Here is a 25,329-nt window from a genome sequence, read left to right on the forward strand (position 1 = left end):
GTGAGGTGCCTATGCACGACCCGTTTGAAGAATCACTGCGAGACATGCTCAACTCGTCGTCCAGCAGCCGGGACGACGATGCCGTTCTGGGCCGAGTGTTGAAGACCGCCAACCGTCAGGTCGGCGCCGGTGATCTGTTCAGTCTTCTGGGTCGTTGCACGCAGGCTTTGATGATTGCCGTGAATAACGGCTCCGCCCACGTTTCACCCGTTTCCCGCCGCAAGGCGACACGTGCCGGTACTACGTTTACCGGTGCCGGTACACAAGACAAGGCTGATTGAATATGGAATTGGATCTCTGGACGCAGAGCCTGGTTACCGCAATGACTGCGCTGTGGACCAAAGTCGCGAATTTCATCCCGAATCTGTTCGGCGCGCTGGTCGTAGTGCTTTTGGGTTTCGTGGTGGCAAAGCTGCTCGACACCCTGCTTTCGAAGTTGTTGGCCAAACTCGGTCTGGATCGCCTGATGGGCGGCACCGGTTTGACCAAGCTGATCAGCCGCGCGGGCATTCAGGTCCCGATTTCGACCCTGATCGGCAAGATCGTTTATTGGTTCGTGCTCTTGATTTTTCTGGTGTCGGCGGCAGAATCGCTGGGGCTGGAGCGGGTCTCGGCGACGCTGGACATGCTCGCGCTGTACCTGCCGAAGGTGTTCGGCGCCGCGCTGGTGTTGCTGGTGGGTGTCTTGCTGGCGCAGTTGGTCAACGGTATTGTGCGGGGCGCTGCCGAAGGGGTGGGCCTGGATTACTCGGCTGGCCTGGGGCGAATCGCCCAGTGGCTGGTGATCATCATCAGTATTTCGGTGGCGATCAGTCAGCTGGAGGTCAAAACCGACCTGCTGAACCACGTTATTGTTATCGGATTGATTACCGTTGGTCTGGCCGTTGCGCTGGCCATGGGCCTGGGAAGCCGCGAAATCGCGAGCCAGATCCTGGCAGGAATTTATGTACGTGAGCTGTACCAGGTAGGGCAACATGTGCGTGTGGGTGAGGTCGAAGGGCAGATCGAAGAAATTGGCACGGTGAAGACCACCCTGCTGACCGAGGAAGGCGAGTTGGTGTCTTTGTCCAACCGGATCCTCCTCGAGCAGCGAGTGAGCAGCCGTTGAGCCGGCGAATCTGCTAATGTATGCCGCCGCAAAACCCGGGCGATTCCCGGACGCGGCGGACATCTACCCGACTGTCGGCACGACTTGTTTTGAATAACGTTCAAACGCCCTCTCTGCGCTACGACCCACGCGAGCTCTCCGATGAGGAGCTGGTTGCGCGTTCGCACGCCGAGCTGTTTCATGTGACGCGTGCCTACGAAGAGCTGATGCGTCGTTACCAGCGGACACTTTTTAACGTCTGCGCACGGTATCTGGGGAACGATCGCGATGCTGACGATGTCTGTCAGGAAGTGATGCTTAAGGTGTTGTATGGCCTGAAGAACTTCGAGGGTAAATCGAAGTTCAAAACCTGGCTCTACAGCATCACGTACAACGAATGCATCACGCAGTACAGGAAGGAGCGACGAAAGCGTCGGTTGCTGGACGCTTTGAGTCTTGACCCCCTCGAGGAAGCGTCGGAAGAAAAGACGCCGAAACCAGAAGAAAAGGGCGGGCTTGATCGTTGGCTTGTGCATGTGAATCCGATCGACAGGGAAATTCTGGTGCTACGATTTGTCGCAGAGCTGGAATTTCAGGAGATCGCTGACATCATGCACATGGGCCTGAGTGCCACGAAAATGCGTTACAAACGGGCACTTGATAAATTACGTGAGAAATTTGCAGGCGTTACCGAAACTTAACTCGGTGCAAATATCTCTAACGAGCAGGCAAGTTCTGATAGACTTGCCGACGAGTTGTCTCTCGCTAAGGGGGACTGCTTTACAATCACCAGATGGGGATTTAACGGATGAAACTGAAAAACACCTTGGGCTTGGCCATTGGTACTATTGTTGCCGCAACTTCGTTCGGCGCTCTGGCTCAAGGCCAAGGCGCAGTCGAAATCGAAGGCTTCGCCAAGAAAGAACAGTTCGACAGCGCTCGTAATTTCAAAAACGACGGCAACCTGTTCGGCGGTTCTGTTGGCTACTTCCTGACCGACGACGTTGAATTGCGTCTGGGCTATGACGAAGTGCACAACGTCCGTAGCGACAATGGCCAGAACATCAAGGGCGCGAACACCGCTCTGGACGCTCTGTACCACTTCAACAACCCGGGCGACATGCTGCGTCCATACGTTTCGGCTGGTTTCTCCGATCAGAGCATCGATCAGAACGGCAGCAACGGTCGTAACCGCTCCACCTTCGCCAACATCGGCGGCGGTGCCAAGCTGTACTTCACTGACAACTTCTATGCCCGTGCTGGCGTTGAAGCTCAGTACAACATCGACCAAGGCGACACCGAGTGGGCGCCAAGCGTCGGTATCGGTGTGAACTTCGGCGGCGGTTCGAAGAAAGTTGAAGCAGCACCGGCTCCAGTAGCTGAAGTGTGCTCCGACAGCGACAACGACGGCGTTTGCGACAACGTTGACAAGTGCCCTGACACCCCAGCAAACGTGACTGTTGACGCTAACGGCTGCCCAGCTGTTGCTGAAGTCGTACGCGTTGAGCTGGACGTTAAATTCGACTTCAACAAGTCGGTTGTGAAGCCAAACAGCTACGGCGACATCAAGAACCTGGCTGACTTCATGAAGCAGTACCCACAAACCACCACCACTGTTGAAGGTCACACTGACTCCGTCGGTCCTGACGCTTACAACCAGAAGCTGTCCGAGCGTCGTGCAAACGCCGTTAAGCAAGTTCTGGTTAACCAGTACGGTGTTGGCGCTAACCGCGTAAACTCGGTTGGCTACGGTGAAACCCGCCCAGTTGCTGACAACGCAACTGACGCTGGCCGCGCTGTAAACCGTCGCGTAGAAGCACAAGTAGAAGCCCAAGCTAAGTAATTAGCCTCGCTTCACGAAAAACCCGGCTCCGGCCGGGTTTTTCTTTGCCTGCGATTTAACCTCCTCTCGTCCCCATTCATTCCCGGTCTGATCGTCTAAGCGAATAGACAGAGATGAACCTGGATCCATCTAAGCAGATGCCCTTGAACGACTAAGTCCAGACTAGCGTTTGAGCAGCAACCCCCACAAAACCAGATTGATCAGCAGCGACATCAGCGCAATTGCGCGCCAAACCTTGAGCGGCTCGCGCTCCAGCAGTGGGACAGTGCGTTTATCCAGCGGCGAAAGTTCGCCCTGTTGAAAATGCACGAGCCAGTGCTCCGCAGTCTCGAAACGCTTCAGCGGATCAGCCAGCAGCGCGCGTTGCAGATGCTGCTCTAGCCACTCCGGGACATCCGGTCGGTAACGACTAACCGACAGCGGTTTGCCAAAGCGGCGGCGCTGGAAGGGCTCGATCTCGCCGTAGGGGTAATGACCGGTCAGCAGGAAATACAGCGTGACGCTGGCGGCATACAGGTCGAAACCCGGGCAGGGTTCTGCGCCTTCGAAGACTTCAGGCGCCATGAAGCTGGGTGTACCAGGCACGTCGCCGTCTTGATCCACTGACAGACCCGGGCTGTAGGCGAGCCCGAAATCCAGGAGGCGCAAACCTCCCGCCTGCTCGAGCAGCAGATTTTCCGGCTTGATGTCGCGGTGAATGATGTTGCGCCGGTGCAGCAGACCAACGGCAGCGATCAACTCCCTCGCCAGACTCAGCCACGGCGACAGCGCCATCGGCCCTTCCTGCTCAAAGATCTCAGCCAGGGTCTGCCCGGGGTACTCGCGCATGACGTAGTACAAATGCTGGCGCTGTCCGAGTGGGTGCAGCTCGGGAAAGAAGCGACCCGCGACGCGACGCAGGAACCATTCTTCGAGCAACAAGGCCTCTGCCGCGCCGGCCTCGTTAACCCGTGAGGGCGGCAGCGTCTTCAGTAGCCACGGTTGCTGTTGGCTGTCGCGTACGCGGTAGAGCAGGGACTGTCGCGAGTCGCTCAAGCGCGTTTCGACCTGCCAGCCTTCAAACGTCTGGTCTGCTTTGAGAAGGGGTGGGGCAGGCCATTGCTGCAGTTGCAGCAGCGTTTCCCCCAGGCTGTCCGAGCCCAACTGATCCACCTGGATCAGCAAGGCGCTGGCATTATCGGCGCTGCCGGACAGATGTGCGGCATTGATCAGCGTTCGGACAGCCGTGTCCAGATCTGCCTGTTCGTTGAGGATCGAGCCGATTCGGTCATCGCCCAGCGTTGCCCACACGCCGTCGCTGACCAGCAGCAAGCGCTCGCCGGGCCGCAGTTCGCCGTCCAGGTAATCCATGACCACGTATTGATCCAGGCCCAGCGCGCGTTTCAGCACGTGCTGCATGTCTGGCTGTTCCCATACGTGGTCCTGGCTGATTCGCTGCAGCAGCCCTGAGTGCCAGCGATACACGCGACAGTCGCCGACATGGGCGAGGGTGAATCGTCGCCCACGCAGGACCAGCGCACTGAGGGTGGTCAACAAGCCGTTGGCCAGCAGCCAGCGGTTCTGTGCCAGCAGCAGGCGGTCAAGGGCCTGGGCGACGCTCCAGGTTTCCGGCGTCGCGTAGTAGTCCATCGCCAGCGCTTGCAGCGTGGCCCGGGACGCCAGACCGCCATCGGCGCATTGGCTGACGCCGTCGGCAAGGGCGAACAGATAGCCCTTGCTGGCCGCGAGCGCCGGAGCAGGAGTGACCACGCGAAGGGCGTCCTGATTCTCCGCCCGCGGCCCGGTGGCGCTGAATTCGGCGACGCGCAGTTGCAAACCGGTCGCAGTGGGCGCGACCGGCGTCAGCGGCGGATTGACGCTCACGGCCTAGACACGGGCGGCGGTGACCGCGGCCGAGCCCCAAGTGGTTCTCCAGCGACGCTTGACGTTCATCAGGCCGAACCAGGCCAGCACGCCAAGGAACGCGAACAGCCACAGGCCCAGTTGGTACTCGCCAGTGTTCTGCTTGATCGCGCCGAGCCCGGCGGCGAGCAGGAAGCCACCGATGCCGCCGGCCATGCCGATCAGGCCGGTCATCACGCCGATCTCTTTGCGAAAGCGTTGCGGCACCAGCTGGAACACCGCGCCGTTACCGGCACCGAGGCCGAGCATGGCCGCGACGAACAGCGCCAGTGCAGCCCATGAGCTGGGCAGGTTAAACCCGACGGCGGCGATGCAGATGGCGGCGACGGCGTACATGCCCGACAGCGTGCGAATCCCGCCGAAGCGATCGGCAAGGGCGCCGCCGAGTGGCCGCATCATGCTGCCGCCGAAGACGCAGGCGGCGGTGTAGTAACCCGCCGTCACCGGGCTCAAGCCGTATTGATCGTTGAAGTAGCCGGGCAGGGCGCTGGCCAGGCCGATGAAGCCGCCGAAGGTCACGCTGTAAAAGAACATGAACCACCAACTGTCGCGGTCGCCCAGGGCTTTGAAATAGTCAGCCATGGATTTGGCTTTGGGGCGTTCCGGGGCGTTTTTCGCCATGAGCGAGAACGCGATGAGGGTCAGCAGCAATGGCGCGACGGCAAAGCCGAACACGTTGTTCCAGCCAAAGCTGGCGGCGAGGACGGGCGCGATCAGTGCGGCGAACACAGTGCCGGAGTTGCCGGCGCCGGCGATGCCCATGGCTTTGCCCTGGTGCTGCGGCGGGTACCACTGGGAGGCCAGCGGCAGGGCCACGGCAAAGGACGCGCCGGCCATGCCAAGGAATACGCCGAGCAGCAGCGCCTGTTCATAGCTGTGAATGCCCAGTTGCCAGGCGCCCAGCAGCGCGGTGATGACGATGACCTGGCCGATGATCCCGGCAGTTTTCGGCGACAACTGATCGGCGAGCATGCCCATGATGAAGCGCAGCACCGCACCCGCGAGAATCGGCGTGGCGACCATCAGGCCCCGCTGCTGGGTGGTCAGATGCAGGTCGGCGGCAATCTGCACGGCCATCGGGCCGAGCAGGTACCAGACCATGAAGCTCAGGTCGAAATACAGGAACGCTGCGAACAGTGTCGGTTTATGGCCGGCTTTCCAGAAACTCGTGTTCATCTACCACCTCATCTGCAGGGATTCGTGTCCGGTGGAGATGTCGCTCGCACCGCTACGGGTCAGGTCATGCAGGCGAAGCACCAGACCGGCACTCCACCCGCCCCGATGTGTTCAGGGCAAAAACGAAAAACGCCGCAGCCCTGTGCGCTTTCGCGAAGGGGTGCGACGTCTTTGTCGTGAGTGGGCAACCGCCGTTGGCTACCTGTGATGTGTAGCTAGCAATACATGGGCCAAATGTGCGCCGCGAGCTGTGGGCTGGAGAGACGGGTTGGGTGAAACCGTCTGGATCAAACAAGCACGGCCAGCCCCAAAATGGAAAGGCTCAGCCCAACAGCTCACTCATGGCAATGATTTGTTCCGCCACCTGAATCAGTTTCTGCTGCCGGCTCATGGCCTGGCGTCGCATCAGGGTGTAGGCCTCTTCTTCGTTGCACTGCTTCATCTTCATCAGCAGGCCCTTGGCCGTTTCGATGCGCTTGCGTTCGGCCAGTTGCTGGTCGCGGGCATGCAGTTGCGCGCGCAGGTCCTGATCGCTTTCGAAGCGGGCCATGGCCACGTCCAGAATCGGCTGCAGGCGTTGCGCGTGAATGCCTTCGACGATGTAGGCGCTGACCCCGGACTTGATCGCCTGACGCATCACGACCGGGTCGTGCTCGTCGGTGAACATCACGATGGGGCGCGGCAGATCGCGGGTCACCAACACCACTTGCTCCAGCACGTCACGGCCCGGCGATTCGGTGTCGATGAGGATCACGTCCGGGCGCACGGCCTGGACTCGGGCGGGCAGGTCGATGATCAGCCCGGATTCGTCGACGACCTCGAAGCCGGCTTCGGTCAGCGCCGCTTTCAGGCGCCCGACCTTTTTGGGGGTGTCGTTGATCAACAGGATTCGCAGCATCTTGGCGTCTCCTCAGCGATCAGCATGAACGAGGGCGGCATCGGCCAGCGCGTGCAGCTTGAAGCTGCGGGCGTAACGCGCCGGGTCGCTGCCGTCCCAGATTTTGCCGTCGATCAACTGGCTGCTGCGCATCGGCGACACTGGTACGACGATGCCCAGCGCGTCGGCGGCCTCGCGGTACAGGTCGAGCTGCTGGACGCTGCGGGCGACGTCGAGATAATCCGGGTCTTCGCGGAGCAAACCCCAGCGGCGGAACTGGGTCATGAACCACATGCCGTCGGACAGCCAGGGCATGTTCACCTGACCGTCGCCATGGAAGCGGATCGCGTGGTGGTCGTGCCATCGGTTGCCGAGCCCGTCGTCGTACTCGCCGAGTAGCCGGGATTCGATGGCGCCGACCGGTGCATTCACGTACTCGGCGGCGCTGAGCAGCTGCGCGGTGCTGCGCCGGTTGTCGGTGCTCTCTTCGATGAAACGGCTGGCTTCAAGCACCGCCATCACCAGCGCCCGCGCCGTGTTTGGGTACTGCTCGGCGAACTCCAGGCTGCACCCCAACACCTTTTCCGGGTGATCCGGCCAGATGGCCTGGGAGGTCGCCAGGGTGAAGCCCAGGTTCTGCTGAACCGCGCTGGCACCCCACGGCTCGCCGACGCAAAAGCCGTCGATGCGCCCGGCCTGCAAGTGTTCGACCATCTGCGGCGGCGGCACCACCACGCTGTCGACGTCGCGCAGCGGATGAATGCCCTGGCTCGCGAGCCAGTAATAAAGCCACAACGCATGATTGCCGGTGGGGAAGGTCTGGGCGAACGTCAGTTTTGAGTCGCTTTGGTGCGTGCGCCGATCGAGTGCCTCAGGAGTGGTCACGCCGGCATCCTGCAGCGCTCTCGACAGGTTGATGCTCTGGCCGTTCTGGTTCAGCCCCATCAGCACGGCCATGTTTTTTGCCGGCCCGGCCAGCCCCAGTTGCACGGCATAGACCAGACCGTAAAGGCTGTGGGCGGCGTGAAGTTCGCCGCTGACCAGTTTGTCGCGCAGGTTGGCCCACGATGTCTGCCGGTGCAGGTTGATGTGCAGGCCATAGGGCTGAGCGAAGCCCTGGGTCGCGGCGACGATCAGTGAGGCGCTGTCGGTCAGCGCCATGAAGCCGAGGTCGACACTGGTCAGTTCCGGTGCATCGCTGCCGTTGACCCAGGCCAGCGAGGGGGTAAGCGTTTCAGTCATGGTTGCCATTCCGCGCGGAGGCCGACGCGCTGGTCAGCGCTGCCGATCGTCCAAAAAAAACGCCGCCTCGCCCCGATTGAACCGGGGCGCCAGCGACGTCGTTGTCCTGTGGCTCGGTCCGCCATTGGATCGAGTCGATACAGGACGCCAAGCAAGCCATATGCCAGCGGGAGCCGAGGTTGTAAGCAAAGTTCTCGACATGCCTCGCGCTTCGCCCGCACCGGCGTTTATAATCCGCCGCTGATCCCAGCCGCAATCGAGCCGCCCCCGCCCATGTATAACCTGGCCCGCCAGTTACTGTTCAAACTCTCCCCGGAAACCTCCCACGATCTGTCCATTGACCTGATCGGAGCGGGCGGGCGTCTGGGGCTCAACGGCCTGTTCAACAAGGCGCCGATGCAGTTGCCGGTGACCGTCATGGGCCTGCGCTTCCCCAACCCGGTCGGGCTGGCGGCAGGGCTGGACAAGAACGGCGCGGCCATCGACGGCTTCGCCCAACTGGGCTTCGGTTTCGTCGAGATCGGCACCGTCACGCCGCGCCCGCAGCCTGGCAATCCAAAACCGCGCGTATTCCGTCTGCCCCACGCCCAGGCGATCATCAACCGCATGGGCTTCAACAACCTGGGCGTCGACCATCTGGTGAGCCGGGTGCAGGCCGCGCAGTACAACGGCGTGCTGGGCATCAACATCGGCAAGAACGTCGACACGCCGGTCGAGCGCGCCGTGGATGACTACCTCATTTGCCTGGACAAGGTGTACGCCCACGCCAGTTACATCACCGTCAACGTCAGCTCGCCCAACACGCCGGGATTGCGCAGCCTGCAATTCGGCGATTCGCTCAAGCAACTGCTCGAAGCCCTGCGGGTGCGTCAGGAAGGGCTGACGCTGATCCACGGCAAGCGCGTGCCGCTGGCGATCAAGATTGCCCCGGACATGAGCGACGAAGAGACCGTGCTGGTCGCCAGCGCGTTACTGGAATCGGGGATGGACGCGGTGATCGCGACCAACACCACCCTCAGCCGCAAGGGCGTGGAGGGTTTGCCCCACGGTGACGAAGCGGGCGGGCTTTCGGGCGCGCCGGTGCGCGAGCAGAGCACGCACATCGTCAAGGTGCTGGCCGGTGAGTTGGGTGGGCGTATGCCGATCATTGCCGCTGGCGGCATCACCGAAGGCAGGCACGCAGCCGAGAAGATCGCGGCGGGGGCGAGTCTGGTGCAGATTTATTCGGGCTTTATCTATAAAGGGCCGGCGCTGATTCGCGAGTCGGTGGACGCGATCGCAGCGATGACTCGCCAAGCGGTCTGATCGCTGACGGCGTGAACGAAAAGAGGGGTTCCGACTGGAACCCCTCTTGGGCTTTAGCCCGCCGCCCGGGTGGGGCGTGCGTGGTCATGATGAAGCGATCAGGAATGTCGAAGAAGCTTTAGGTCAGGCTGTAACGTGAGGGTGGCGTCAGCCGACCGCGTGAAGTTCGTTGAGTCTGTGAATGCCCGCAGTGCCGGTCATACCGTCCCAGTTGTCGCCGCGTCCTTCTCGCCAGCCATTGATCCAGGCTTGACGCACTGACGGTAGAGTAAATGGGCAAAGCTCACGGGATTTACCGGATACGCCGTACTGGTATCCGCGCGAAAATGCTCTTTCCATCGGATCACGCTTAAGTCTTCTCATAGGGTGTTGCCCTCGTTTGTTGACTGTAATGTCCCTGGAGACCTCAGGTTGAGGTCCGGCAGAAAATCCTCTGCCGTTAGCAGCCCGCTGCCGGCGTCGCGGGGTTGCGGCCACCGCCGTTGCGGCGATGACCTTGGGTGATTTCTAACCAATGAGGGATACGCTGTGAATGATCGTTTTGTCATAAGAACGTAACCATTCAGGCATTACGACCATAAGCGCTGACGCGTTTCAGCGCAGTTTTGGCGGAGGGCCCCCTTGAACCGGGGCTTTCACGTGGCAGTGCAAGTGTTTCGCAATTGAGAGTGCTGGCCGTTTGCGGTCAGTGGAAAAACGACGAAGGGTCGGCGATGTGACTTTTTATTGCAGCCACCGTCGTGCTGAATAGTGGTTTTTTAACATCAAAACGTCGGCGTGATGCGCTGGCGGACCGTCGCACTCGAAATGTATCGGTGCGAGGGACAGGCACAAACTGTGTGCCGCGCAGGCGTCCTCCTTGAAAGGCGTCTGTTGGAATCGGGCCGGACAATGCGTTGTCCGGCCGCTATGGCCTTAGGCTCTGGAATACTCATGTCGGACCGTTACGAACTTTTCCTCACCTGCCCAAAAGGCCTCGAAGGCTTGCTGGCCGAGGAAGCCACCGCCCTCGGTCTCGAGGAAACCCGCGAACACACTTCCGCCATCCGCGGCACCGCCGACATGGAAACCGCCTACCGGCTGTGTCTGTGGTCGCGTCTGGCCAACCGGGTGCTGCTGGTGCTCAAGCGTTTCCCGATGAAAGATGCCGAGGACCTCTACCACGGCGTGCATGACATCGAGTGGGCTGACCATCTGGAAGCGGAAGGCACGCTGGCCGTTGAGTTCAGCGGTCACGGTTCGGGCATCGACAACACCCATTTCGGCGCCTTGAAGGTCAAGGACGGCATCGTTGACCGCCTGCGCACTGCAGACGGCGTACGCCCGTCGGTGGACAAGCTCAACCCGGATCTGCGCGTGCACCTGCGTCTGGACCGCGGCGAAGCGATTCTGTCCCTGGACCTCTCCGGCCACAGCCTGCACCAGCGCGGCTACCGTCTGCAGCAAGGCGCCGCGCCGCTCAAGGAAAACCTGGCCGCCGCGATCCTGATCCGTTCCGGCTGGCCGCGCATAGCCGCTGAAGGCGGCGCGCTGGCTGACCCGATGTGCGGCGTGGGTACTTTCCTGGTCGAAGCGGCGATGATTGCCGCCGACATCGCGCCCAACCTCAAGCGCGAGCGCTGGGGTTTCTCCGCCTGGCTGGGCCACGTGCCGGCGATCTGGCGCAAGCTGCATGACGAAGCGCTGGAGCGTGCGCAAGCGGGTCTGGCCAAGCCGCCGCTGTGGATTCGGGGTTACGAAGCCGATCCGCGTCTGATCCAGCCGGGCCGCAACAACGTCGAGCGCGCCGGCCTGAGCGAGTGGATCAAGATCTACCAGGGCGAAGTGGCGACCTTCGAGCCGCGTCCCGATCAGAACCAGACCGGTCTGGTCATCTGCAACCCGCCGTACGGCGAGCGTCTCGGTGACGAAGCCAGCCTGTTGTACCTCTATCAGAACCTCGGCGAGCGCCTGCGTCAGGCCTGCCTGAACTGGGAAGCGGCGGTGTTCACCGGTGCACCTGACCTGGGCAAGCGCATGGGCATTCGCAGCCACAAGCAGTACGCGTTCTGGAACGGCGCACTGCCGTGCAAGCTGTTGTTGATCAAAGTGCTGCCGGATCAGTTCGTCACCGGCGAGCGTCGCACCCCGGAGCAACGTCAGGCCGAGCGTGAGCAGGCCGCCTACGATCAGGCGCCGGACGAGCCGCAGGAGCGCCAGTACAACAAGAATGGCAACCCGATCAAGCCGACGCCGGCCCCCGCGCCGGTCATCGAGCAACCGCGCCTGAGCGAAGGCGGGCAGATGTTCGCCAATCGCCTGCAGAAGAACGTCAAGGCGTTGAGCAAGTGGGTCAAGCGCGAAGGCATCGATTGCTACCGCGTCTACGATGCGGACATGCCCGAATACGCCATGGCCATCGACCTGTACCACGACTGGGTCCATGTTCAGGAGTATGTGGCGCCGAAGTCCATTGATCCGGAAAAGGCTTCGATCCGCATGTTCGATGCGCTGGCGGCCATTCCTCAGGCACTGGGCATCGACAAGAGCCGTGTGGTGGTCAAACGTCGCGAACGCCAGAGCGGCACCAAGCAGTACGAGCGTCAGAGCGCCCAAGGTAAATTCAACGAAGTCAACGAAGGCGGCGTGAAGCTGCTGGTCAACCTCACGGATTACCTGGACACCGGTCTGTTCCTCGATCACCGGCCGATGCGCATGCGGATCCAGCGCGAAGCGGCCGGCAAGCGGTTCCTCAACCTCTACTGCTACACCGCGACCGCCAGCGTGCACGCAGCCAAGGGCGGCGCGCGCAGCACCACCAGTGTCGATCTGTCGAAAACCTACCTGGACTGGGCGCGTCGCAACCTGTCGCTGAACGGCTTCTCGGACAAGAATCGTCTGGAGCAGGGCGACGTGATGGTGTGGCTGGAGGCCAGTCGCGAAGAGTACGACCTGATTTTCATCGACCCGCCGACCTTCTCCAACTCCAAGCGTATGGAAGGCGTGTTCGACGTGCAGCGCGATCAGGTTCAACTGATCGACCTGGCCATGGCACGTCTGGCGCCGGGCGGCGTGCTGTATTTCTCCAATAACTTCCGCAAATTCCAGCTCGAAGAGACGCTGGTGGAGCGTTATGCGGTGGAGGAGATCACCCAGCACACCGTCGACCCGGACTTTGCACGCAACGGCAAAATCCACCGCGCGTGGAAGATCACCGCGCGCTGAGGGTGAATGGCAGGCTGAAGCGTCGGGATAACTGACGCATCAGCCTGGGTTTCCCGAAGCCGATGCGCCTGCGCGTCGCCCACACTGGCCACGCCTCTCATGATCAGCGCTGCACCGCCACGCACTTGATTTCCACCAGCAGTCCCGGCCTGGCCAGTTCGCTGACGCCGAGGCAGGTCCACGCGCAGGTGCCACGGGGGAAGACCTTGTCCTTCACCTCCCTGAACACGGGCATGTGACGGTGCAGATCGACGTGGTAGGTCGTCAGGTCGACGACGTCTTCGAAGGTGCATCCTCCAGCGGCCAGCACGAGCCGCAGGTTTTCCCACGCGGCCAGGAATTGCTGCTCCGGGTCTTCGATGACTGTCAGCTCAGGGGTGCGACCGACCTGACCGGCGCAGTAAAGCGTTTTGCCGACCTTGACGGCAGGGGCATAGCCCGCGCGCTCGGCGAGTAGACGCATTTCGTCCGGGACGATGAGTTGACGGTCGGTCATGGGGTGGGCACTTTGAGTTTCGTTGGAGGCGCACGCTATCCCAGGTGGTTGATGTCCGTCCAGAGCGTGGGTGGCCTCTCGGTTTTCGAGAGGTGATGTGTGGCTGGCCCGAACGTCAGCGTTTTTCCGTTTTGCGTTGAGAGCGCAGAAAGAACGTCGGCGCGAAGTGTTCGGGTGGCAAAACCTTCCGCGCCTCCTTGCCCGGTAGTCCAGGATAAATCACACTCCGAACGCCAGGTCATGATCATCGGGAAAGGATGAGTCCATTTTTTGAGGCAAGGGAATGCGTAAATCAAGAGTCATCATAATAGCCACCCTGTCAGGGCTGATAGGGGCTGTTTTGCCCATGATAACGATGGCTTACATTTCCTGGGAAAGGGCCCTGGCCAAAGAACGAACGCATTTGGAGACCTACTCCGAGCGGGCTCTCAAAAATATTAGTTTGTCATTGCAGCAAGGACTCAACGTTATATCGGACATGGAGAACTGGTCCGGAACTCCGTGCTCTCCCGAGCATATTTCGTTGATGCGAAAAGCGACCGTGAACACCCGTGCGGTGGAAGAAATTGATTATCTTGAGCAAGGGTCGCTTGCTTGTACCTCATGGGGAGTCACTTCGATACTGTCTGGATCGACGACGTCGACCTATACCGATGCGGGAGGCTATAAAATCAATGTTCGCCTGATCCCGCGTGACCACGGGATCCAGCCGATTACGATCATCCATCGTGGTGCCTACAACGTACTTATAAATGCAGAAAGGCTGAGCGACATCATTCTGGATGATCGAATGCAGCTCGGGGTTTTTTACCAAGGTCAGTTAGTGAATATCTCTCGGGGCGCGGATGAAAAGACGATTTCCCGACTTGCATCAAGTCAAGATCGAAATAATAAAGACTATCTCCATGCGGCTTCCACTCAGGACGACTGGTCCGCGCTTGTGATGGAGCCCATTACCAGCGTCGACACAAGCTTTTACAGCGAGCTGGCCTGGATGCTGCCGATTGGCATAGGTATCGGTTTCGTCGTCGTGCTATCCGTCATCCGAATCATGCGCATCAGACTCTCGCCGATGGCGGAGATGCAGATCGCAATCGCCCAGCGGGAGTTCACTGTTCACTATCAACCGATCATTGATCTTGAAACTGAACAATGTACAGGGGCCGAGGCATTGGTCCGATGGCTGAGGCCGGACGGAACGGTTGTGGCCCCTGATCAGTTCATTCCGCTGGCTGAAGAAACAGGGCTGATTTTGCCCATCACTGACCAAGTCATCCAGGGCGTCATCAGAGACATGGCGCAACTTCTGCGAGATAACCGTCATCTTCATGTCGCCATCAACATATGTGCAGATGATCTTAAATCCGGGCGTTTTCTTGACACGCTTGATCATGCATTGAAAGGCTCCATGATTGACAACAGTCAAATATGGATAGAGGCAACTGAGCGAGGCTTCATTGATGTTGAATCGGCCGTCGCGACACTTGAAAGAGCTCGGGCGCTGGGGTTCAAGATAGCCATCGATGACTTTGGTACGGGGTACTCCAGTTTGCAATATCTGGAGCGCCTTCCTGTCAATGTGCTCAAGATAGATAAATCTTTCGTGGACGCCATCGATAAATCTTCAGCGTCCAGCTCGGTGGTGACGCATATTATTGCAATGGCTAAAACACTGGGTCTGGACATTGTTGCCGAGGGGGTCGAGAGCCCCCATCAAGCAGATTACCTGCGAATGCATAAGGTAGATTACGCTCAAGGTTGGCTGTACTCGAAAGCATTGCCCTCCCATGATTTTCTGAACTTCATCAATGCCCAAAAAAACCGCTAGGGCATCTCCGCGATCTCACACAGGTCGAGGAGCTGGACATTGCCAGAAGCGGGGCACCTTGGCGGTGCCCGCTGCGCTGAGTTTCTGCTCAACAGGGATTAATGCACCGCCCACGAACGGGGTGCCGGAGTGTGGCTGAATTTGGAGATGCCTTTGACCCAGAATCGTCGATGAGGATTCTGGTCCGGCGGCAGCAACGGCTGACTCGACCACTGGTGATGACGCTTGGCTTCATCGCGATACGCTTTCCACTCCATGGCCTCGGCGGTGTCCTGCGCGGCGCGTTCGTCGTCGAACCAGCCCAAAACAGAAACTTCACCTTGATCGCGGCCATGCTCTACCAGCAGAAAAATGTTTGTGTACATACCTGTGCCTTTCACTGATCCGGTCCGACCCGACATTTCGGGCTCTACGAACAGCGTATCGACAGCGGCGGCGGAAAATTTAGCCCCGGGTTTCTCTGCCGGCTTTTGCGGTGTGGCGGCCGGCGCCTTCCCGGCTAAAGCCGGTCCCACTGATCGCGTGCGATCTCATCGTAGGACCGGCTTCAGCCGGGAAGAGGCCGGTTTGAACGCCATCAAATCCAGCGGTGTGACGGCCGGCGCCTTCCCGGCTAAAGCCGGTCCCACTGGACAGCGGCATCACTTCGGCAGCGGCGTGAGGATGTCAGCCTTGTCGTCCAGCAGAATGAACACCAGCAACTTCGCAGGCTGGGTGGCGCTGGCATTTCGCGATTCGTAGTGTTTGGAGCCAGCCGGCTCGTACCACGTCTGGCCCGCCTTATAGGTGATCGCCTTGCCGTCGTTGACTCTCGAGATCACTTCGCCTTCCAGCACGTAAGCGATCGCGCTGCCGCTGTGGCTGTGGGCGATGGAGGCCTGGCCCGGCGTGTAATCGACGGTCAGGACCATGGCTTTTTTGCCCGGTGCATTGAGCATCGGGTGCTCTTCCAGCACGGTGACCTTTTCCTGCTCGGCATCGTGGGCCTGGACGCTCCCCACGGACAGCAAGCCGGCGAAGGCCAGCCAGCAGAGCGGGGCGGTGAGGAAATTGAGGGGTTTCATGAGCGGATCATCTGGCAGCAATTGATGACCACTACGCTAAGCCCGCCGATGCAACGCGGCTACGTCCAATTGCCCAGAAGATCACGGGACCAATGGCTGATCCCCAGAAACGAAAAAAGGGCCGAATCACATTCGGCCCTTCATCGTATTCAGCGTCGCCCCGGCGCAATCGCACTCAAGGGCATACGGTCATCACAACAGCGATTACTTGCTGCCGCTGGACCCGCTTGCGCCACCGCCAGTACCGCCGCCGCTGCCGCCCATGCCGTTGCCGTTGGCCATGCCACCGCCATCAGCGTCGGTGCGGTTAGTGCCGTTGGTGCTGCCCATGCCTTTGGTGCCTGGGGTCGACGTGCCTGGCGAGCTGCCGTCGCTGCTCTGACCGCTGGTGGAGGTGCTTGGCTTAGGACCGTTCTTGTCGATCGGATCGGTTGGGCCTGTGGAACCTGCAAATGCGGAGCCAGTAGCAACAGCCATCAGGCCAGCGAGTGTCAGGGCAGTCAATTTTGTCTTGATCATGATGTGAATCCCTTTGTTGTCATGGATACCTATTGGTCAGTCGGGGAAAGCAAGAGGTGCATTCGTCCCGACGAACGGTCATCCACGATCACTCAGGTTTGGCTATTTCGCGCGCAGCTCGTATCCCACCGCCAATGTCTGCAGATCAAAACGATCGGAAATGCTCGAGCAGTAACTGGTCCGCGCCAGGAAGGCCCCGGGGCCGTTCAGATAGGACTCGATGTCCTGTGCGCCTTCACACAGCGCTATCGCTCGCCCCTTGAGCAACCCGCTGGCCTGCGCCGAGCGCAGCGCACCGTTGGGCGTCCAGTCGGCGACGATCAGCGCGCCTTCCGGAGCCGATTGTTCGTAACTGTGCACGAAGGCTTCCGCCGAGCGATCCCGCAGGTACGGCGCCATGAAGTAATGGATATCGTCACGGAACGGCAGCGCTTCCTTGTGGGTCGGCAGCGCAACGGCGCCGCCGGCGTAAATCGCGTACACCGCCAGAATGGTCACCGGGCCGCTGAAGGGCAGCGCGTAAGCGACCACGGCGGCCTTGCGACGCGCCAGCCACGCCTGCACATGGATCACGCCGATGATGCTCAACAGCACCGCACCCGGCAGGAAAAACGTGAAGCGATCGGTGACGTTGTACGACACCGCAAAGATGAAGTTCAGCACCGCCGCGCACCACAACAGTCGCAGGCGCCGGCTTCTGGGGAACAGCACCAGCGCCACCAGTTGCGGGCCAAGCAACGATAGCATCAGCAGCGCCACCGAGTTCTTTTCGTGCCACATGTCGTCGAAGCGAAACAGCGAGCCCTGCCAGCTTTGCTCGGTGGGGTTGTCGGGGATGCCGATCAGGTAACGATGGCCGATATCAATCAGGCTCAGGCCGTTCTGCATCTCCTGCAGAACACCGGGAATCGCCACCGCAAAGCCCAGCACAAACCCCGGAATCGTCACCAGAACCCGCGTCCTGTGCTGCCACACCAGTTGCACATACAGCGGGAACAGCACGATGAACGTCAGTTGATGAATGGCCGCAGCCAGCCCGGTGAGGATGCCGATGACGAACAACGCGGTGAGCAGGCCCAGACGCGATTTATCGCGAAAATGCACCATGTACGCCAGGGTCACCAGCAGCGTGTGCAGCAGGTAAACCTCGGCCTTGGTCGAGACCCAGAACACGCAATGGCATAACACCGCAGCGGCAATCGCCAGCAAGGCCTGCTGCGACGTGGCGCCGACGCCCTTGGCCAGACGGAAGATCGCCCAGCCCAGCGGGATCAGCAGCATCGAGTTCATGAAGCTCAGCACCAACGGGCCGAAATTCGCGAACAGCGCCGTGGTGACGAACAGGTACAACGGGTGATCCAGCGGCCCGAGGGTTTCGCTGAAGTAGCGGCCCTGCGAGGCGTCGGCGATGAAGATGCCATTGTCCATCCACTGAATCGGCCCGCTGGAGGCCAGAAAACTCCAGAGGACGGCGGCCACCGCCAGCAACAGGGGAATGCCAAACAACGCTCGATAACGTACTGCTGCCACCATGACTTGCACTCCTGTCCCTTAATCCCGTCGAAAAGCGTTATTGAATCGGTTGAACCCGAGGCGCCGATGCCTCGCCTTTGAGCCTGACCAGCATCACCGCGCCGATGGCCACGGCGAACCACAGCGTCGCCAGCCGAATCAGTACGGTGGCGGCCACGGCGTCGGCGCTGTTCATGCCTTTCCAGACCAGCAGCCCGACCATTACCGCCTCCGCGCCGCCGAGGCCGCCGGGCATGAAGCTCACTGCGCCGGCCAGCATTGCCAGGGCGTAGACGAACACCGCGAAGGTCAGCGGGATGTCGGCGCCCATCCATTTCAGAATCCAGTCGAACGCCAGCGCCTCGGCGTTCCAGGCGACGACGCTGAGGGCGGTCAGGCCGAGCATCAGGCGCAGGCGATGGCATTGCTGCGCATGCACCAGCACCTGCAGCAGATGGCGCAGCAGCCCGAGCACCTTGCCGCCACCGGCTGGCACGTTTTTGGTGATCCGCTCAAGCAGGCGACGTTGCGACAGCACCACCAGCCCGACCGCCACCAGCGTCACGCCGACCACGATCATCGGCCACGCCTGGGGGTACAGCGACAGGCCGAACAGGGTCAGCAACACCACCGCAAACAGGTCCGAAAGCCGTTCGCTGAAAAACGCCGCGAAGCTCTGCGGGTACGGCACGCCCCAGCGTTTGAGCAGGACGCCGCGCAACGCCTCACCGGCCTTACCCGGCGTGGTGGTCAGGGCAAAGCCGGCCAGGTAAATGTTCAGGCTCGGCCGCCACGGCATCGGATGGCCGAGCACCTTCAGGTAGGTCTGCCAGCGGACAAAGCGCAGCCCGTAATTCACAGACGACATGAGCAGCGCGATGGCGATGCCGACCAATCCGACCTCACTCACCGCGGCGCCCACCGCCTGCCAGCCGCCCCACAGCGAAAAGCCCAGATACCCCAGCGCCGAACCGACCACCGACAGCACCACCGCGCGGTAGCGCCAGCCAGACAGGTGCGAAGGCTCTGTCACAGCTTCGCTCATAGATTCAGCCTCTTGAACACCGGCTGCGGAATTGACCGAATGACCAGCATGATCAGCGCCCAGAAACCCGGTGCGTAGAGCGTCGGCACTTTGTTGGCGATGCCCTTGACGATGCGCTGGGCAACCTGCGTCGGTTGCGCCAGCAAGGCTGCCGGCAACGACAGCCCCTGGGTCATCGGCGTGTCGACAAATCCCGGCTTGATGGTGGTGACGTGCACGCCGACCTTGAACAGCCGCGCCTGCAAGCCTTCGCAGTAGGTCGACACCGCCGCCTTGGCGCTGCCGTAGAGGTAGTTGGAAGGGCGGCCTCGGTCAGCCGCCACCGAAGAAATGATCGCCAGGCTGCCGCAGCGCTGGGTTTCGAAGTGCATCGCCAGCACGGTGAGCAGGGCGATCACCGAGGTGCAGTTATTGGCGAATTCCTTGAGGGCCATGTGCACGTCGCGCTCGCAGGCCTTTTGGTCCGGCAGCGTGCCGTGGGCGATCAGGGCGATGTCGATCTGACCCAGGGCGGTCAGGCAGCGCCCCATCATCAGCGGGTGCGCCTCGATGTCGTTGGCGTCCATCTCGTGCAGCGTGACGTTGGTGGCGCCGCGCGCCTTGAGGTCAGCGGCGGTCTGCTGCAGCTTCTCGACGTTGCGCGCCACGAGGAAAAAATCGCTGCCTTCCGTGGCCCACAAACGCGCGCAGGCACTGGCGATGGCGGAGGTGGCGCCGATGATCAGGACTTTCTTCACGGCAGTTTTCATAGGATCACACGGCTCCAGAAACGGGACATCAAAGAGGGATCGCGCAGCGCTTCCAGCTGCTCCCAGGCGGGGTAGGCACGACGGAAATCGGCGCCACTCATGTGGGCGTCCTTGGCCGGGTACAACCGCCCGCCGGCAGCGCGAACAATGTCGTCCAGACGTGGGAACAGAACGTTTTCCAGCGCCTCGCTCTGGGCAAAATCCAGCGCCAGCGAAGTGCCCTCCAGCGGGAATGACAGCAGACCCGGCGAAGCAATGTCGCCACAGCGCTTGAGCACGGCGAGGAACGAGCCCTGGCCGGCGTCGGCGATGGTGCGCAGCAGTTCGCCCATGGCCGCTTCGGCGTTCGCCGCAGGCACCACACACTGGTATTGCTGAAAACCCCGGCGGCCATAAATACGGTTCCAGTGCAGGATCCGGTCGAGGGGGTAGAAGAAGGGTTCGTAAGCACTGCGGCCCTGCTTGCGCTGGCTGGGGTGCAGGCGCCAGTACAGGCTGTTGAAGGCGCTGAGGGAGATTTTGTTGATCAGCGACACCGGCGGCGTCAGCGGCACGCTGAGCTTCTTGCGCTGACCGACGTCGAGGGAGCCGTACTGCGCGTGATCACCAACGATGAACACCCCGCGTCCGGTCTCGGCGCCCTTGGCCAGGCAGTCGACCCAGGCAACGCTGTACTCATGACGCGCGTCGAGCTCGGTCGACAGCGCAAAAAACTCGGCCAGATTGGCGAAGCGCACGGTGGTGGTGTCGATCTGGCTGGCGCGGATCGGCATCAGCTGAATCTGCGCCCAGTGAATGACCCCGGTCAGGCCGAGGCCGCCGATGCTGGCGGCGAACAGGTCGGGGTGGGCATCAGGCGAGCACGTCACTTCCGGCTCGCCATGGCGCAACAGGCCGAAGCCCAGCACATGACGGCCAAAGGTGCCGCGCACGTGATGGTTCTTGCCGTGAACGTCATTGGCGATGGCGCCGCCCAGCGTGGCGAACTGAGTCCCGGGCGTCACCGGCAAAAACCAGCCTTGGGGGATGGCCACGGCCAGCACTTCCGCCAGGGTGATGCCGGCTTCGGCCTTGATCACGCCGGTGGTCCAGTCGGCCTCGATCAGCCGGTCGAGCGAGCGCATGTGCAGCACTTCGTCGCTGGTGGCCAGGCAACTGTCGCCGTAGCTGCGGCCGTTGCCGTAGGGCAGGCTGCTGCGGTGGGCGCCGATCACGCGGTCCATCTGCGCCGGCAGTTCGTCCAGCCACACGCAGCCGTGACCGCGTTGCGGTCGACGGGGGAAACGTCCCCAGGAATACAACGGTGCGCTCATGCGGCGATCCAGAACATCATCAGAAATGCGGCGCCGATCAGTTGGCTGGTGCGGTCACGGATGGCGAACACCACTGGGTCTTCGTTCATCTGCCCGCGATGGGTCAGCATCCACACCCGCGTCACCCAAAACAGCAGCAGCGGGCAGGCCAGCCAGATGATGTGCGGCGTGACGTACAGCTCGGTGGTTTTCGCGTCCTGGATGTACAGCGCCAGCACCATCACCGCGAGATAACCCGACGACGCCCCCAGCGAGGCGATCATGTCCAGGTCGCCGGGGTGGTAACCGCGGCCGCGGGCGAGGGTGTTCACCTCCCGAGCGCGGGCATCGCGCAGCTCGGCGTAGCGCTTGACCATCGCCAGGCTGAGGAAGATGAACATCGAGAACGCGAGGATCCAGAACGTCAGGGTCAGGCTGAACGCCGCGACGCCGGCAATGATCCGCGCGGTGTAGAGCATCGCCAGGGCAATCACGTCCCAAGCCATCAAGCGTTTGAGTCTCAGCGAATAGGTCAGGGTCAGGCCGTAGTAGGCCGCCATCACCGCCGAAAACTGCCACGGCAGGAGCAACAGCGCGGCGCCAAAGGCCATTGCCAACAGCGTCGGCACCATCACCAGCCCGGTCTTGATCGACAGACGCCCACTGGCGAACGGCCGGTTGCATTTGCTCTTGTGGTGGCGGTCGTCGCACAGGTCCAGCAGGTCGTTCAGGATGTAGACGCTGGAGGCGCACAGGCCGAAGCAGAGGAAGGCGATGACCCCGTCGCGCATCAGCTCGAACTGCGCCAGGCGATGGGACGCCAGCAGCGGCACGAAGATCAGCGCGTTCTTCAGCCACTGGTGAAGGCGCAGGGCCCTGCGCCAGTCGCGCAGGCTTGGCGTGTTGCTATGAATGGTCGGTTCGACGCGGACTTGCGCGTTTACTTTTGCTTCCACACCGCGATCGGGGTTGACCACATAGGCGTGGCGGGACACATCCCATATGGGCAAATCATCTTTCGAGTTGCCGACGTAATCGAATCCACCCTCGCCGAAGTGCGCAACTAACAGGTCGCGTTTGTTGTTGCCGGACAAGTTGCGGTTGGCATTGGACGCCAGCACCAGATCAAATAGCTGCAGATGTTCGGCGATGCGCTCGGCCAGGCTTACATGACTCGCCGTCGCCAGTACCACCATCCGGCCGGTGTCGCGTTCGCGCTGGATCATCTCGAGGATCTGCGGATCGTACGGGAGCACTGATACGTCTATTTCGGAGTCGCGGGCCAGGCCTTCCTTGAGGGCGGCCTTGCCGTTGAACAGCCACCCCAGCATTTTCAGGGCTTTCAGCGGCTGGCCTCGAACAAACGCCATGGCCGTTTCCATGAGCAGATCCGAGCGCAATAACGTGCCGTCTAGATCAACTACCAACGGTGGGGAAGTTTCGAGAACTCGTCCCTGAATTCTGGCCATAGTGAGTGCTCCTGTAGGGTCACAGGACTATAAACAAAATAGGATTTTCACAACTTCATTTAAATTAAAGGGGCTCGCCCGGCACGTCGGCGAAGTGGCGTCAGAATAAAATGGCGTGTTTTTGAGGGAAGTCTGCGGGATTGTTTCTTATTAATAAGTCGAGCGCTGCCGGGGAATTGGCGACCAACTAATGACTTCTCGAGAGTGACGGTTTAGTGCCGTATTCAATTCGTCGATTCTCGTCTGTCTGGGTTCAGCGTGCTCCCAGTGGCAGCGCCAGAGCCTGACCTGGGAACGGCGCTGTCGTTTCGACTCACATCGCAGTCATAATGACTCGGCCCTTGCACCCCTTTCCCATGCCATGACCGGGAGCTTCCATGACCCATCCTTTGCTGCTGGCGCTGATTCCGCTGGTTGCCGACCTGTCCCGGGACCTGCCGGACGATGAGCGCTACCGCCGGTTGCTGCGGTCGCTGCGCCAGCTTTTTCCGTGTGACGCCGTGGCGTTGCTCAAGCGGGAGGATGAGGTGCTGGTGCCTTTGTCCGTCGAGGGCTTGAGCCCGGACACACTGGGACGACGATTTCGGCTGGGGGAGCACCCGCGGCTGGACATCATTCTGCAAAACCGCGAACCCACGCGTTTTTCCACCGACTGCGATCTGCCGGACCCTTATGACGGGCTGGTCGAAGGCGTGCATGGCGATCTGGAGGTGCACGATTGCCTGGGCTGCCCGCTCTACGTGCAGAACACGCTGTGGGGGGTGATCACGCTGGATTCTGTTGATCCGGCGCGCTTTGGCCGGGTTGATCTGGGCGATCTCCAGGCGTTCGCCAGCCTGGCGGCGGCCACCGTGATGGCCAGCGAGCGGATCAGCCAACTGGCGCGCGGGTTTGAGGATCAACGCCACTTGGCCGAGGTGTACAAACGTGCCGCAGGCGGACGCGGGCCCCGGGAGCTGATCGGGCAAAGCCCGGTGCACAAACGTTTGCAGCAGGAAATCCAGTTGGTGGGCAACAGCCCGCTGACGGTCTTGATCACCGGCGAAACAGGTGTGGGCAAAGAGCTGGTCGCTGAGGCCATTCACCTGCAGTCACCCCGGGCACGAAAGCCGCTGATCAGCCTTAACTGCGCCGCGCTGCCGGAGCTGTTGGTGGAAAGCGAGTTGTTCGGTCACGTCAAAGGGGCGTTTTCCGGCGCGGTCAGTGGGCGCAGCGGCAAGTTCGAGCTGGCCCACGGCGGTTCGTTGTTCCTCGATGAGGTGGGCGAGCTGCCGCTGCCGGTGCAGTCGAAGTTGCTGCGGGTGTTGCAGAGCGGCCAGTTGCAGCGGGTAGGGTCCGATCAGGAGCATCGCGTGGACGTGCGCATCATCGCCGCAACCAACCGTGATCTGGCGGAAGAGGTACGCGCCGGTCGCTTCCGCGCGGATCTCTATCACCGCCTGAGCGTCTACCCGTTGGTGGTGCCGCCGTTGCGCGAACGGGGTCGCGATGTGTTGCTGCTGGCGGGGTATTTTCTGGAGGAGAACCGGGCGCGGATGGGGCTGCGCAGTTTGCGCATGAGCCCGGCGGCGCAGGCGGTGCTGTTGGCGTACCCATGGCCGGGGAACGTGCGGGAGCTGGAGCATCTGATCAGCCGCGCGGTGCTCAAGGCGCTGTCGGTGCACGGCGAGCGGCCGCGGATTCTGACGATCGAGGCGGAAGTGTTGGGGCTTGAGGAGTTGCGGGTGGCGACGCCTGCTTTGTTGCAGGTGCACGGCGGCATGCCGGTGATTGAGCCGGGGGAGGGTTTGAAGGAGGCGGTGGACGGGTTTCAGAAGCGGTTGATTGGTGAGGCGCTGGAGCGGCATCAGGGGAAATGGGCGGACGTGGCGCGGGAGTTGGGTGTTGATCGGGCTAACCTCAGTCGCCTGGCCCGGCGATTGGGGATTCGGTAGGTTTTTTCGGATCAGGATCAAGAGCGTCTGCCTGGGGGCAGACTGTTTCGGCTTCGCCGAGTTACTTGGAAAAGCACCCCAAGTAACCAAGGGTGCTTGCTCCTGGTTTGGCCCTTCCTTCGTCAGGGTTCCTTCACTCCGGTCTCGCTCCGTGGGCCCGCGCCGAACGGACATCCATGTCCTGACGGCGCTCTCGCCGCATCCATGCGGCTCGGCCCACTCCGCGAGACCTCCGTTCAGCCTGCACCCAAGTCGCGTTTTGTGTCGTTTGAGCCTTTTGCGTATGAAGATCAAGATCAAACGCAGATCAAAGGCTTCCCGGCTAAAGCCAGTCCTACAGGACACCGCGTGCATTCAGTGGGACCGGCTTTAGCCGGGAAGAGGCCAGCCCAGGCGCCAATAATCTTGCTGACTGCACCGCCCACCTGTGGGAGCGAGCTTGCTCGCGAATGTTGTATTTCAATCACCATAAATCCGGCGGATGTACCGACCCCTTCGTGAGCAAGCTCACTCCCACAAGTTCTTGGCGTTTGATCTGCCCTTGATCTGCTTTTGATCTTCAGACACAGAAATTCCAGCCACCGCAGAACGCGACTTTGGTGCAGGCCGAACGTAGACGACGCGGAGTGGGCCGAGCGGCATGGATGCCGCGAGAGCGCCGCCAGGACATGGATGTCCGTTCGGCGCGGGCCCATGGAGCGTCGTCGGAGTGAGGGTATTCCGACGCAGGAGGAACCTAGCCAGGAGCAAGCACCCTTGGTTACTTGGGGATGGTGCGACTTTCG

Annotated in this window: 22 protein-coding genes; 8 read left to right on the top strand and 14 right to left on the bottom strand. The window is 61.3% G+C overall.

Annotated features, from left to right (window positions below; all coding sequences use genetic code 11):
• Positions 1-11 precede the first annotated feature (11 nt).
• The 4 genes from AC07RO_RS25705 to AC07RO_RS25720 all read left to right on the top strand — a co-directional run bounded on the left by AC07RO_RS25705 (position 12) and on the right by AC07RO_RS25720 (position 2,930).
• Positions 12-281, top strand: coding sequence for a CrfX protein (locus tag AC07RO_RS25705; protein ID WP_192172442.1), 270 nt, complete (start codon positions 12-14; stop codon positions 279-281).
• 2 nt (positions 282-283) lie between these two features.
• Positions 284-1,108, top strand: a complete 825-nt coding sequence (locus tag AC07RO_RS25710; RefSeq protein WP_495087445.1) for a mechanosensitive ion channel family protein — start codon at positions 284-286, stop codon at positions 1,106-1,108.
• 89 nt (positions 1,109-1,197) lie between these two features.
• A complete protein-coding gene (gene sigX, locus AC07RO_RS25715) occupies positions 1,198-1,788 on the top strand; it encodes an RNA polymerase sigma factor SigX (RefSeq protein ID WP_065988497.1) in 591 nt (196 codons plus the stop codon).
• Positions 1,789-1,895: 107 nt separating this feature from the next.
• A complete protein-coding gene (locus AC07RO_RS25720) occupies positions 1,896-2,930 on the top strand; it encodes an OmpA family protein (RefSeq protein ID WP_037011036.1) in 1,035 nt (344 codons plus the stop codon).
• A gap of 162 nt (positions 2,931-3,092) precedes the next feature.
• Here AC07RO_RS25720 and AC07RO_RS25725 read toward each other — a convergent pair whose 3' ends face one another.
• The 4 genes from AC07RO_RS25725 to AC07RO_RS25740 form a co-directional block, all read right to left on the bottom strand.
• Entirely contained in the window at positions 3,093-4,745 is a 1,653-nt protein-coding gene (locus AC07RO_RS25725; RefSeq protein WP_495087467.1) for a bifunctional protein-serine/threonine kinase/phosphatase, read from the bottom strand.
• Between the two features lie 51 nt (positions 4,746-4,796).
• Positions 4,797-6,008 (bottom strand): nitrate/nitrite transporter, encoded by a 1,212-nt coding sequence (locus AC07RO_RS25730; RefSeq protein WP_172612634.1) that lies wholly within the window; start codon positions 6,006-6,008, stop codon positions 4,797-4,799.
• A 322-nt stretch (positions 6,009-6,330) separates the two neighbouring features.
• Positions 6,331-6,906, bottom strand: coding sequence for an ANTAR domain-containing response regulator (locus tag AC07RO_RS25735; protein ID WP_495087446.1), 576 nt, complete (start codon positions 6,904-6,906; stop codon positions 6,331-6,333).
• Positions 6,907-6,918: 12 nt separating this feature from the next.
• A complete protein-coding gene (locus AC07RO_RS25740; RefSeq protein ID WP_495087447.1) occupies positions 6,919-8,127 on the bottom strand; it encodes a CmpA/NrtA family ABC transporter substrate-binding protein in 1,209 nt (402 codons plus the stop codon).
• Positions 8,128-8,400: 273 nt separating this feature from the next.
• Here AC07RO_RS25740 and AC07RO_RS25745 point away from each other — a divergent pair, with 273 nt between their 5' ends.
• Positions 8,401-9,432, top strand: coding sequence for a quinone-dependent dihydroorotate dehydrogenase (locus tag AC07RO_RS25745; protein ID WP_495087448.1), 1,032 nt, complete (start codon positions 8,401-8,403; stop codon positions 9,430-9,432).
• 147 nt (positions 9,433-9,579) lie between these two features.
• Here the strand turns inward: AC07RO_RS25745 and rmf are convergent, their stop codons facing one another.
• Entirely contained in the window at positions 9,580-9,795 is a 216-nt protein-coding gene (gene rmf / locus AC07RO_RS25750) for a ribosome modulation factor (protein ID WP_074887169.1), read from the bottom strand.
• A gap of 570 nt (positions 9,796-10,365) precedes the next feature.
• Between rmf and rlmKL the strand changes: the two genes are divergently transcribed.
• Positions 10,366-12,636, top strand: a complete 2,271-nt coding sequence (gene rlmKL, locus AC07RO_RS25755; RefSeq protein ID WP_192172447.1) for a bifunctional 23S rRNA (guanine(2069)-N(7))-methyltransferase RlmK/23S rRNA (guanine(2445)-N(2))-methyltransferase RlmL — start codon at positions 10,366-10,368, stop codon at positions 12,634-12,636.
• A gap of 103 nt (positions 12,637-12,739) precedes the next feature.
• On the opposite strand, the gene AC07RO_RS25760 is transcribed toward rlmKL, so the two are convergent.
• Positions 12,740-13,132, bottom strand: a complete 393-nt coding sequence (locus AC07RO_RS25760) for a RidA family protein (RefSeq protein WP_192172448.1) — start codon at positions 13,130-13,132, stop codon at positions 12,740-12,742.
• A gap of 283 nt (positions 13,133-13,415) precedes the next feature.
• Here AC07RO_RS25760 and AC07RO_RS25765 point away from each other — a divergent pair, with 283 nt between their 5' ends.
• On the top strand, positions 13,416-14,960 hold the full coding sequence (locus AC07RO_RS25765; RefSeq protein ID WP_495087449.1) for an EAL domain-containing protein: 1,545 nt from the start codon (positions 13,416-13,418) through the stop codon (positions 14,958-14,960).
• Between the two features lie 98 nt (positions 14,961-15,058).
• Here AC07RO_RS25765 and AC07RO_RS25770 read toward each other — a convergent pair whose 3' ends face one another.
• The 8 genes from AC07RO_RS25770 to AC07RO_RS25805 all read right to left on the bottom strand — a co-directional run bounded on the left by AC07RO_RS25770 (position 15,059) and on the right by AC07RO_RS25805 (position 22,610).
• Positions 15,059-15,325 (bottom strand): hypothetical protein, encoded by a 267-nt coding sequence (locus tag AC07RO_RS25770; RefSeq protein WP_192172450.1) that lies wholly within the window; start codon positions 15,323-15,325, stop codon positions 15,059-15,061.
• A gap of 276 nt (positions 15,326-15,601) precedes the next feature.
• Positions 15,602-16,024, bottom strand: a complete 423-nt coding sequence (locus AC07RO_RS25775) for a cupin domain-containing protein (RefSeq protein ID WP_346628932.1) — start codon at positions 16,022-16,024, stop codon at positions 15,602-15,604.
• A gap of 204 nt (positions 16,025-16,228) precedes the next feature.
• Complete coding sequence (locus tag AC07RO_RS25780; RefSeq protein WP_495087450.1) at positions 16,229-16,543, bottom strand: hypothetical protein; 315 nt, start codon at positions 16,541-16,543, stop codon at positions 16,229-16,231.
• A gap of 102 nt (positions 16,544-16,645) precedes the next feature.
• The gene (locus AC07RO_RS25785; protein ID WP_282371842.1) at positions 16,646-18,076 is read right to left on the bottom strand and encodes a DUF2723 domain-containing protein; all 1,431 of its coding nucleotides are present in this window, start codon (positions 18,074-18,076) and stop codon (positions 16,646-16,648) included.
• 37 nt (positions 18,077-18,113) lie between these two features.
• A complete protein-coding gene (locus tag AC07RO_RS25790) occupies positions 18,114-19,088 on the bottom strand; it encodes a lysylphosphatidylglycerol synthase transmembrane domain-containing protein (RefSeq protein ID WP_442969475.1) in 975 nt (324 codons plus the stop codon).
• A gap of 8 nt (positions 19,089-19,096) precedes the next feature.
• Positions 19,097-19,837: an SDR family oxidoreductase gene (locus tag AC07RO_RS25795; RefSeq protein ID WP_282371849.1), complete on the bottom strand. Its 741-nt coding sequence runs from the start codon at positions 19,835-19,837 to the stop codon at positions 19,097-19,099.
• Between the two features lie 8 nt (positions 19,838-19,845).
• Positions 19,846-21,162, bottom strand: coding sequence for an FAD-binding oxidoreductase (locus tag AC07RO_RS25800; RefSeq protein ID WP_495087451.1), 1,317 nt, complete (start codon positions 21,160-21,162; stop codon positions 19,846-19,848).
• Positions 21,159-22,610, bottom strand: a complete 1,452-nt coding sequence (locus AC07RO_RS25805; protein ID WP_495087452.1) for a UbiA family prenyltransferase — start codon at positions 22,608-22,610, stop codon at positions 21,159-21,161. The genes AC07RO_RS25800 and AC07RO_RS25805 overlap by 4 nt, the downstream gene beginning before the upstream one ends.
• A 377-nt stretch (positions 22,611-22,987) precedes the next feature.
• On the opposite strand from AC07RO_RS25805, the gene norR reads away from it, so the two are divergent.
• Positions 22,988-24,544, top strand: coding sequence for a nitric oxide reductase transcriptional regulator NorR (norR, locus tag AC07RO_RS25810; protein WP_495087453.1), 1,557 nt, complete (start codon positions 22,988-22,990; stop codon positions 24,542-24,544).
• The last annotated feature ends 785 nt before the right edge of the window (positions 24,545-25,329 follow it).

Source organism: Pseudomonas sp. GW821-FHT07F05 (assembly GCF_059418765.1).

Excerpts from the sequence above, each read along its gene's own strand:
- AC07RO_RS25760 (WP_192172448.1), bottom strand. The coding sequence starts at position 13,132 with ATGACCGACCGTCAACTCATCGTCCCGGACGAAATGCGTCTACTCGCC.
- AC07RO_RS25735 (WP_495087446.1), bottom strand. The coding sequence starts at position 6,906 with ATGCTGCGAATCCTGTTGATCAACGACACCCCCAAAAAGGTCGGGCGC.
- AC07RO_RS25705 (WP_192172442.1), top strand. The coding sequence starts at position 12 with ATGCACGACCCGTTTGAAGAATCACTGCGAGACATGCTCAACTCGTCG.
- AC07RO_RS25765 (WP_495087449.1), top strand. The coding sequence starts at position 13,416 with ATGCGTAAATCAAGAGTCATCATAATAGCCACCCTGTCAGGGCTGATA.
- AC07RO_RS25805 (WP_495087452.1), bottom strand. The coding sequence starts at position 22,610 with ATGGCCAGAATTCAGGGACGAGTTCTCGAAACTTCCCCACCGTTGGTA.
- AC07RO_RS25745 (WP_495087448.1), top strand. The coding sequence starts at position 8,401 with ATGTATAACCTGGCCCGCCAGTTACTGTTCAAACTCTCCCCGGAAACC.
- rmf (WP_074887169.1), bottom strand. The coding sequence starts at position 9,795 with ATGAGAAGACTTAAGCGTGATCCGATGGAAAGAGCATTTTCGCGCGGA.
- AC07RO_RS25710 (WP_495087445.1), top strand. The coding sequence starts at position 284 with ATGGAATTGGATCTCTGGACGCAGAGCCTGGTTACCGCAATGACTGCG.
- AC07RO_RS25800 (WP_495087451.1), bottom strand. The coding sequence starts at position 21,162 with ATGAGCGCACCGTTGTATTCCTGGGGACGTTTCCCCCGTCGACCGCAA.
- AC07RO_RS25720 (WP_037011036.1), top strand. The coding sequence starts at position 1,896 with ATGAAACTGAAAAACACCTTGGGCTTGGCCATTGGTACTATTGTTGCC.
- rlmKL (WP_192172447.1), top strand. The coding sequence starts at position 10,366 with ATGTCGGACCGTTACGAACTTTTCCTCACCTGCCCAAAAGGCCTCGAA.
- norR (WP_495087453.1), top strand. The coding sequence starts at position 22,988 with ATGACCCATCCTTTGCTGCTGGCGCTGATTCCGCTGGTTGCCGACCTG.
- AC07RO_RS25785 (WP_282371842.1), bottom strand. The coding sequence starts at position 18,076 with ATGGTGGCAGCAGTACGTTATCGAGCGTTGTTTGGCATTCCCCTGTTG.
- AC07RO_RS25730 (WP_172612634.1), bottom strand. The coding sequence starts at position 6,008 with ATGAACACGAGTTTCTGGAAAGCCGGCCATAAACCGACACTGTTCGCA.
- AC07RO_RS25770 (WP_192172450.1), bottom strand. The coding sequence starts at position 15,325 with ATGTACACAAACATTTTTCTGCTGGTAGAGCATGGCCGCGATCAAGGT.
- AC07RO_RS25740 (WP_495087447.1), bottom strand. The coding sequence starts at position 8,127 with ATGACTGAAACGCTTACCCCCTCGCTGGCCTGGGTCAACGGCAGCGAT.
- AC07RO_RS25775 (WP_346628932.1), bottom strand. The coding sequence starts at position 16,024 with ATGAAACCCCTCAATTTCCTCACCGCCCCGCTCTGCTGGCTGGCCTTC.
- AC07RO_RS25780 (WP_495087450.1), bottom strand. The coding sequence starts at position 16,543 with ATGATCAAGACAAAATTGACTGCCCTGACACTCGCTGGCCTGATGGCT.